This is a genomic window from Streptomyces sp. NPDC034670, assembly GCF_055574875.1.
The window spans coordinates 47,483-54,162 of sequence record NZ_JBVITR010000052.1 but is presented as its reverse complement, the minus strand read 5'-3'; the positions used below and the strand labels follow the sequence as shown (position 1 = coordinate 54,162).

The 6,680-nt window shown below is 73.6% G+C and carries 6 protein-coding genes and 1 pseudogene; 3 read left to right on the top strand and 4 right to left on the bottom strand.

Translation table 11 applies throughout. The features are described 5' to 3' along the window. Positions 1-163: 163 nt before the first annotated feature. The 4 genes from ACZ56B_RS27305 to ACZ56B_RS27290 all read right to left on the bottom strand — a co-directional run bounded on the left by ACZ56B_RS27305 (position 164) and on the right by ACZ56B_RS27290 (position 4,106). A complete protein-coding gene (locus tag ACZ56B_RS27305) occupies positions 164-1,387 on the bottom strand; it encodes an FAD-dependent oxidoreductase (RefSeq protein ID WP_468796061.1) in 1,224 nt (407 codons plus the stop codon). Continuing rightward, a complete protein-coding gene (locus ACZ56B_RS27300) occupies positions 1,384-2,796 on the bottom strand; it encodes an MFS transporter (protein ID WP_468796058.1) in 1,413 nt (470 codons plus the stop codon). The genes ACZ56B_RS27305 and ACZ56B_RS27300 overlap by 4 nt, the downstream gene beginning before the upstream one ends. Further along, the gene (locus ACZ56B_RS27295; protein WP_468796055.1) at positions 2,793-3,020 is read right to left on the bottom strand and encodes a hypothetical protein; all 228 of its coding nucleotides are present in this window, start codon (positions 3,018-3,020) and stop codon (positions 2,793-2,795) included. The genes ACZ56B_RS27300 and ACZ56B_RS27295 overlap by 4 nt, the downstream gene beginning before the upstream one ends. A gap of 477 nt (positions 3,021-3,497) precedes the next feature. Continuing rightward, entirely contained in the window at positions 3,498-4,106 is a 609-nt protein-coding gene (locus tag ACZ56B_RS27290) for a helix-turn-helix domain-containing protein (protein ID WP_468796052.1), read from the bottom strand. 106 nt (positions 4,107-4,212) lie between these two features. On the opposite strand from ACZ56B_RS27290, the gene ACZ56B_RS27285 reads away from it, so the two are divergent. The 3 genes and pseudogenes from ACZ56B_RS27285 to ACZ56B_RS27275 all read left to right on the top strand — a co-directional run bounded on the left by ACZ56B_RS27285 (position 4,213) and on the right by ACZ56B_RS27275 (position 6,430). After that, on the top strand, positions 4,213-4,839 hold the full coding sequence (locus ACZ56B_RS27285) for an SAM-dependent methyltransferase (protein WP_468796049.1): 627 nt from the start codon (positions 4,213-4,215) through the stop codon (positions 4,837-4,839). 109 nt (positions 4,840-4,948) lie between these two features. After that, positions 4,949-5,373, top strand: a pseudogene (locus ACZ56B_RS27280) (DinB family protein). 25 nt (positions 5,374-5,398) lie between these two features. Beyond that, entirely contained in the window at positions 5,399-6,430 is a 1,032-nt protein-coding gene (locus tag ACZ56B_RS27275; protein ID WP_468796046.1) for an alpha/beta fold hydrolase, read from the top strand. The last annotated feature ends 250 nt before the right edge of the window (positions 6,431-6,680 follow it).

Below are 6,680 nucleotides of genomic sequence, written 5' to 3'. Positions count from 1 at the left end.
CCCCCCCCCCCCCCCCCCCCCCCCCCCCCCCCCCCCCCCCCCCCCCCCCCCCCCCCCCCCCCCCCCCCCCCCCCCCCCCCCCCCCCCCCCCCCCGTCCCGGGACGCTTCCCGCACCCGAGCCGCCGACCGGCGGACGTGGAGGGGCCCGGCTGACGTGTCAGGTCACGGCATCGGGGCGAACTCGGGCAGTGTGAGGGCCGAGTGGGCCGGTCGTGCTGTCCCGGAGGGCATGGTGCCGAGGTCACGCAGCAGGGCGTTGCGTCGTTCCAGGGCCCCCGCCGTGGTGGGGAAGAGCGTGGCCGCGCCGCTGTCGACCAGTGCCTGGTTCAGGGCCACGAACTCGCGCATGTCGCGTTCGTAGGCGGTGAAGGCCGCGGCGTGGTCCCGGTGCGCGGCCAGGGCGTCGGCGAGCACGTAGGCACCGACCAGTGCGAGGCTCGAGCCTTGTCCGGTGAGGAACGAGGGCGCGTACGCGGCGTCGCCGACGAGTGCGACGCGGCCGCTGGACCAGTGGGGCATGCGGATCTGACCGGCCGTGTCGAAGAACAGGTCATCCGCGTCGCGCATGGCGCCGACCATGCCGGGGACCTCCCATCCCGCGTCCGCGAAGACCGCGGCGACCAGCTCCCGCTGGGCGCCGGGGTTCCGGAGGGCACCGGCCGGCGGTTCCGGCCGGTGGAAGTTCAGGAAGGCGTGCAGCTCGTCGTCGTCCCCGACGGCGTAGAGGGCCGCGGCCTTCCCCGGGGTGTTCCACAGCACGAGCTCGCGGGAGAGCCCGAAGGTGTTCGGCATGGTGAACACGGCGAAGCAGTAGCCGAGATAGCGGTGGAACCGCTCTTCGGGGCCGAACAGGGCCCCCCGGGTGCGCGAGTGCGCACCGTCGGCGCCGACCACCAGGTCGAACGTGCGCTGTCGCCCGCTGCGGAAAGTGACGTCGACCCCGTGTCCGGACTGGTCGAAGGTGTCGACGAAGTCGCCGAACAGGAATTCCACGTCGTCGCGGACCACCGCGTGGAGGAGCGCGGTCAGATCCCCACGACGCACCTCGATGTCCTGTCCCCCGGCACCGCCGGCGACGGCGCTCGGACTGACCGAGGCCACTTCACCGCCGTCGGCGTCGAGAAAGGTGCAGCGACGCAAGTCGATGTGGGCGTCCCTCAGCCGCGGCAGCATCCCCATCCGCCGGACCACCTCGGTCGCGGTGCCGCGGACATCGATCGGGTAACCACCGTCGCGCGGTGCGCCCGCCTTCTCCACCACGGTGACCGCGTGTCCGGACCGGTGCAGCCAGTACGCCAGCGCGAGTCCGGAGACACCGGCCCCGCAGACCAGGACGTCGCGCTTCCCGGTGGTACTCACGTTCGTCGACGGACCGGTGGGTGTCATGCCCGGACTCCTTTGCTGGTGATGCGGACGAAGAGCAGGGACAGCGCGGCGACGAGGCCGGCGACGACGAACCCCGTGACGAAGGCCGACTCGGCCGGCCGGCCCGTCATCGGTTCGGTCCCGGCGTCGAGGATCGCGCCGGCGATCTGGACGCCCAGGGCGACGCCGATCACGCGGGTGACCACGAGCAGGCCGGTGGCGATGCCGATGTCCTTGGTCTCGACGGAGGTGGCGGTGCCGGCGAGCAACGCCGTGGTACCGGCGCCCGCGGCGACCGCGGTCAGCACCTTCGCGAGGACGAGCTGCCACTCCGCGGTGTGCAGCGACGCCAGGGCGACCAACGTGGCCGCCGTGACGACGGTGCCCACGACGACCACGGCACGCGGACCGAAGCGCCGCGCCGCGATCCCGCCGACCGAATCGCTCACCGCCCCGGCGAAGACGCCGGGCAGCAGGAACAGCCCGATGTCGGTGGTGCTGGCTCCGAAGCCGTACCCGTCGGCCGACACCGCGAACAGCTGCGGGAGGAGGAGAAGCACCATCCCGGAACTGACGGTGATGACGAGGGTGAGCACGCACGCGTGCCACATCGCGGGCTTCGCCAGCATGCGCAGATCGACCATCGGCGAGGTCGCCCGGCGCTCGACGACGACCCACCCGGTCGCGAGGGCGGCCACGACCACCGCGAGGGCACCGACCACGAGGGGCGGCGCGCCGCCGTCCCTCGTCACCGCCACGAGCCCGAGCATGAACGCGAGCAGCGTGCCGCTCAGCAGGACCGTGCCGGGCCAGTCGATCCCGTCGTCCGACGGGACCGGCGGATCACGCGGCATCAGCCGCGTCACGGCCAGCGTCGTCACGACGACCGCGATCGTCGGCAGCCCGAACATCCACTGCCAGGACAGTCCTTCCGCGATCGGCCCGGCAAGCAGCGTCCCCACCACGCTGCCGCCCGCGAACAGTGCGACGACCAGCCCGATCGCCGTCTGCGACTCGCCTGCCGTGAGGTGTTTGCGCACCAGGATGAAGGACAGGGGCAGCGCGCCCACCATGACGCCCTGCAGTACCTGACCGAGCAACAGCACCGGCAGGTTCGGCGCCAGGCCGGCCAGCAGACCACCGGCCGAGACCACGGCCATCAACCCGACCAGCACCCGTTTCCCGCCGTGGCGGTCGCCGAGTTTACCCGCGACGGGGGTGACGACCGCGCCGGTGACGAGCAACGCGTTGCCGATCAGAGCCCCTTCGCCGGTACCGACCCCCAACTCCCGTTGCAGCAACGGGAGTGCGGGCTCCACCACTGACTGCAGGGTGCCGAGGGCGAGTGCCAGGACGCCGAGGGCGCCGATCGGCAGCCACCCGAGGCGGACCGGGGAGGCCACGGTCCCGGGTGCGGACGTCGTGCTCACCGGCGCTCACCCGGCAGGCCGAACGCCTTCCGCGCCTCGGTGCCGGGCACGGAGAGGTCCTCCGCCTCCCCGGCCTCGGTGCCGGGCACGGAGAGGTCCTCCGCCTCCCCGGCCGCCGCCGCGGTCGTGGCGCCGGCCGGTGCCGGAAAACCCGGCCACGGACCGCCCGCGAGCCGGCGCCGCCGCGAGGCCCACCGTCCGATCCGGTAGGGAGAAGCTGTCATCTGCTGATCACTCCAGACACCACTGGGAGGGGGAACGCGCGGGTTCTCGCGCGCCTCCCACACTTCCCTCCGGCGCCCCGGCGGGCATCGGCCCCCGCAACCGTCCTGGCCTGGTGCGCCCGGACCAGCCACCCACCTGTCCTGGTGCCTGCGCACTACGGCCCGGCTCGGGGCGGGACGCCACCGGGAGTTCGGTGACCTGAGCCGCATCCGGACCGGACCGGTGCCGCCGGGAAGGTCATCGCCCCGGACGGGACGACCGGGCCGCGGCGGCGGAGCACGCGACCGATGTGCCCGGCGGCGCGGAGACGACGCCCGAGCCCTTCCGGGGCGCACGGGTCCGGTGGCGTCCGCCTCGGAGAACCGACTGCTCCACCCGCTGATGAGCACACGCAGGGCTGTGGCGGGGGGACGACGGTCCGGTCGGGTCCGTGCCGGGTGTCGCGGACGCCGGACAGGAAGCTCGTCCCCCCGGGCTCACCGGTGCTTCCCGGCCCGCGACGACCGATGAGGGCCGGTGCGCACGTGCGCACGGACCCCCTGCAGGCCGAACAGGACGAGAAGCTCGACCGCACCGCCGTCGGCGCTGCCCAGCCAGTGCGGCAGGGACGTGTCGAACTCGGCCGCCTCACCGGGCGGCAGCGTCAGGTCGCGCTCGCCGAGCACGAGCCGCAGACGACCGCTGAGCACGTAGAGCCATTCGGAACCCTCATGGGTCTGCGGGGTCGGCTCCAGCGGCTCCGACTCCGCGGGGATGATCATTTTGAACGCGTGCACCCCGCCCGGCCGCCGGGACAGGGGCACGAAGGTCATGCCGAACCGCCTGATCGGCTTGAGGTGGATCCGGGGGTCACCGGTGGGCGGGGCGCCGACGAGGTCGTCCAGCGGAACGCCGTGGACCCGGGCCAGGGGCAGCAACAGCTCCAGGGTCGGCCTGCGCTGCCCGTTCTCCAGCCGGGACAGGGTGCTCTCCGAGACGCCGGTCGTCGCCGCGAGGTCGGCGAGGGTGATGCCGCGGTCGCGGCGCAGTGCGCGAAGCCGTGCCCCGACCGCATCGAGCACGTCGTCGTCCCTGGGGTGATCCATCGGGCCACCTTGCCACAACCGCAAGATTCCGTGCCACGTCGCGGGGCGGCTCGCAAGACTGAGCGGCACACGGACCGAGCGGCCCACCGACACAAGGAGCCCCCTGATGAGCACCCCCGATGCGACCGCGTTCTGGGACGGCGTCCACGCGGCCCGGCCGGAAGCCGGCGCCCCCCGGCCGAACGTCCGCCTCACCGAGACGGTGGCGGGCCTGCCGCCCGGTGACGCGCTGGACCTCGGGTGCGGCAACGGCGGCGACGCGCTGTGGCTCGCCCGCCGGGGATGGCGCGTCACCGCCGTCGACCTCTCGGCCGTGGCGGTCGAGCGGCTCGCCGCCCTCGCCCGCGCACACGGCCTGGGCGAGCGCGTCACCGCGGCGCGGCACGACCTGCGCGAGTCCTTCCCGTCCGGTGAGTTCGACCTGATCTGCGCCCACTACCTGCACACCCCCTTCGACCTGGACCGGACAGCGGTCCTGCGCGCGGCCGCGCACGCGCTGCGCGCGGGCGGACGGCTGCTGGTCGTCGACCACGGCCCGACCGCGCCGTGGTCGTGGGACCAGGATCCCGGCATCCGGTACCCGGGCCCCCGGGAAGTCGCCGCGGACATCGGTCTGGACCCGGCCACGTGGACGGTCGAGCGAGCCGACGCACCCCGCCGGATCGCGACCGGCCCGGACGGGCGCACCGCCGAGGTCACCGACCACGTCCTCCTCGTCCGCCGCACCGCCTGACCCCGCGGCCGGCCCCACCGAAGGCAAGGAGACCCCCGTGCCCAGCACCACGCGCCGCGACCACCGCGACGCTCCGCCGCCCCGGACCGGACACAGCGAGACCGAGGTCCTGCGCGGATTCCTCGACCACCTGCGGTCTTCGATCGCCGCGAAGGTCGACGGCGCCCCCGAACCGCAGGTGCGCACAGCCGCAGTGCCCTCGAGCACGAACCTGCTCGGCCTGCTCGACCACCTGGCCTTCGTCGAGCGTTCGACCTTCTCGGAGACGACGTCGCCGACTGGGACGCGACCTTCCACGCCGCGCCGACGGACAGCGTGGCCGATGTCGTGGCCCGCTGCCGAGACGCGGTCGAGCGCGCGAACGAAGTACCCGACCGGTGCACCGACCTCGGCGCGCCCGTCCCCCGACCGCAGTCGGACCGCCCCGCCCCCAGCGTCCGCCGGGCACACACCCACATGATCGAGGAGACCGGCCGCCACGCGGGCCACGCGGACGTCCTCCGCGAACTCATCGACGGCTCGACCGGCCGCTGACCCACCTTCTCCAGGACGAACACACATGATCGCAGCACTACGGCCGCTGCCGCGCCGCTTCCTCCGGTCCGCGCGCACGGTGGCAACCGTCACGCTCACCCTCCTGCTCACCGTCGGCACCACCGCCTGCGCCACGCCGGCAACCGGCGACGACGTTCCCCTCCACGCCGCCGCGACGCGGGACGACCCCCGGTTCCGGAACACCTTCCGACACGGGTTCGCCGACGTCGAGGGCGTCCGCATGCACTACGTGACCGGGGGCAGCGGCCCACCGGTCGTGCTGATACACGGTTGGCCGCAGACCTGGTACGGCTGGTGGCCGATCATGCCGGAACTCGCCGAGCACCACACCGTCTACGCCGTCGACCTTCCCGGGCTGGGCGACAGCACCGGCTCACCGGCCGGCTACGACAAAGCCACGCTGGCGCGGTACGTGCACACGCTGATCGCCGATCGTCTCGGGGTGGACGACGCCCGTGTCGTAGGGCACGACCTCGGCGCCGCAGTGGCATTCCAGTACGCCAGCCGATTCCCCGACGACACCGCACGCCTCGGCTACCTCGACCTGCCGCTGCCCGGGCCCGCGATCGATGCGTCCACCTACCGCTCACTGAGCTGGCACATCGCCTTCCACTCCCAGCGGCGGGTCCCCGAGGCGGTCGTGGGCGACGACGTCCGCGAGTACCTGGCACTGTTCTACCCCCAGGTCTCGTTCGGCGGTACGGCGTTCGGTGGCACCTCCGACCGCTCCCCGTTCACCGACACCGAGATCGACGAGTACGCACGCACCTACAGCCGGCCCGAGGCCCTGTCGGGCGGCTTCGAGCTCTACCGCGCCCTCGACACGGACGTCCGCGACACCGTGGCAGCGGCACCGGTACGCGTCCCGACCCTGCTCATGACCGCCCAGGGGCAGCTCGACGCGGTCCGGGACACGGTGGTCCCGCGCATGACCAACATCGTGCGGGCGGTGGACGTGCCGGACGCCGGGCACTGGCTCGTCGAGGAGAACCCCGGGTTCGTCACCGCCGAGTTGCTGCGTTTCCTCGACGGATGACCACGCCACCGGAGCGGCGCCCTCGACCACGGCCGGGGTACCGGCACTCCCGTCGACCGCACCGGATCCGCCGGCGTGGGTGGTACGGAAGCCCCGGAACCGCTCGTCGGGGACGTCCGTGAGTCCTCCGGCGAGGTGCGCCGGCACGAAGTGGCCCGGATGCTCGACGGCCGGGCGGAACGGTTCCGTTCAGGGAACGCGCAGCCGAGCGGGGCGGGGGAGGGGCGCGGGGGCGGGGAAGCCGTTGCTT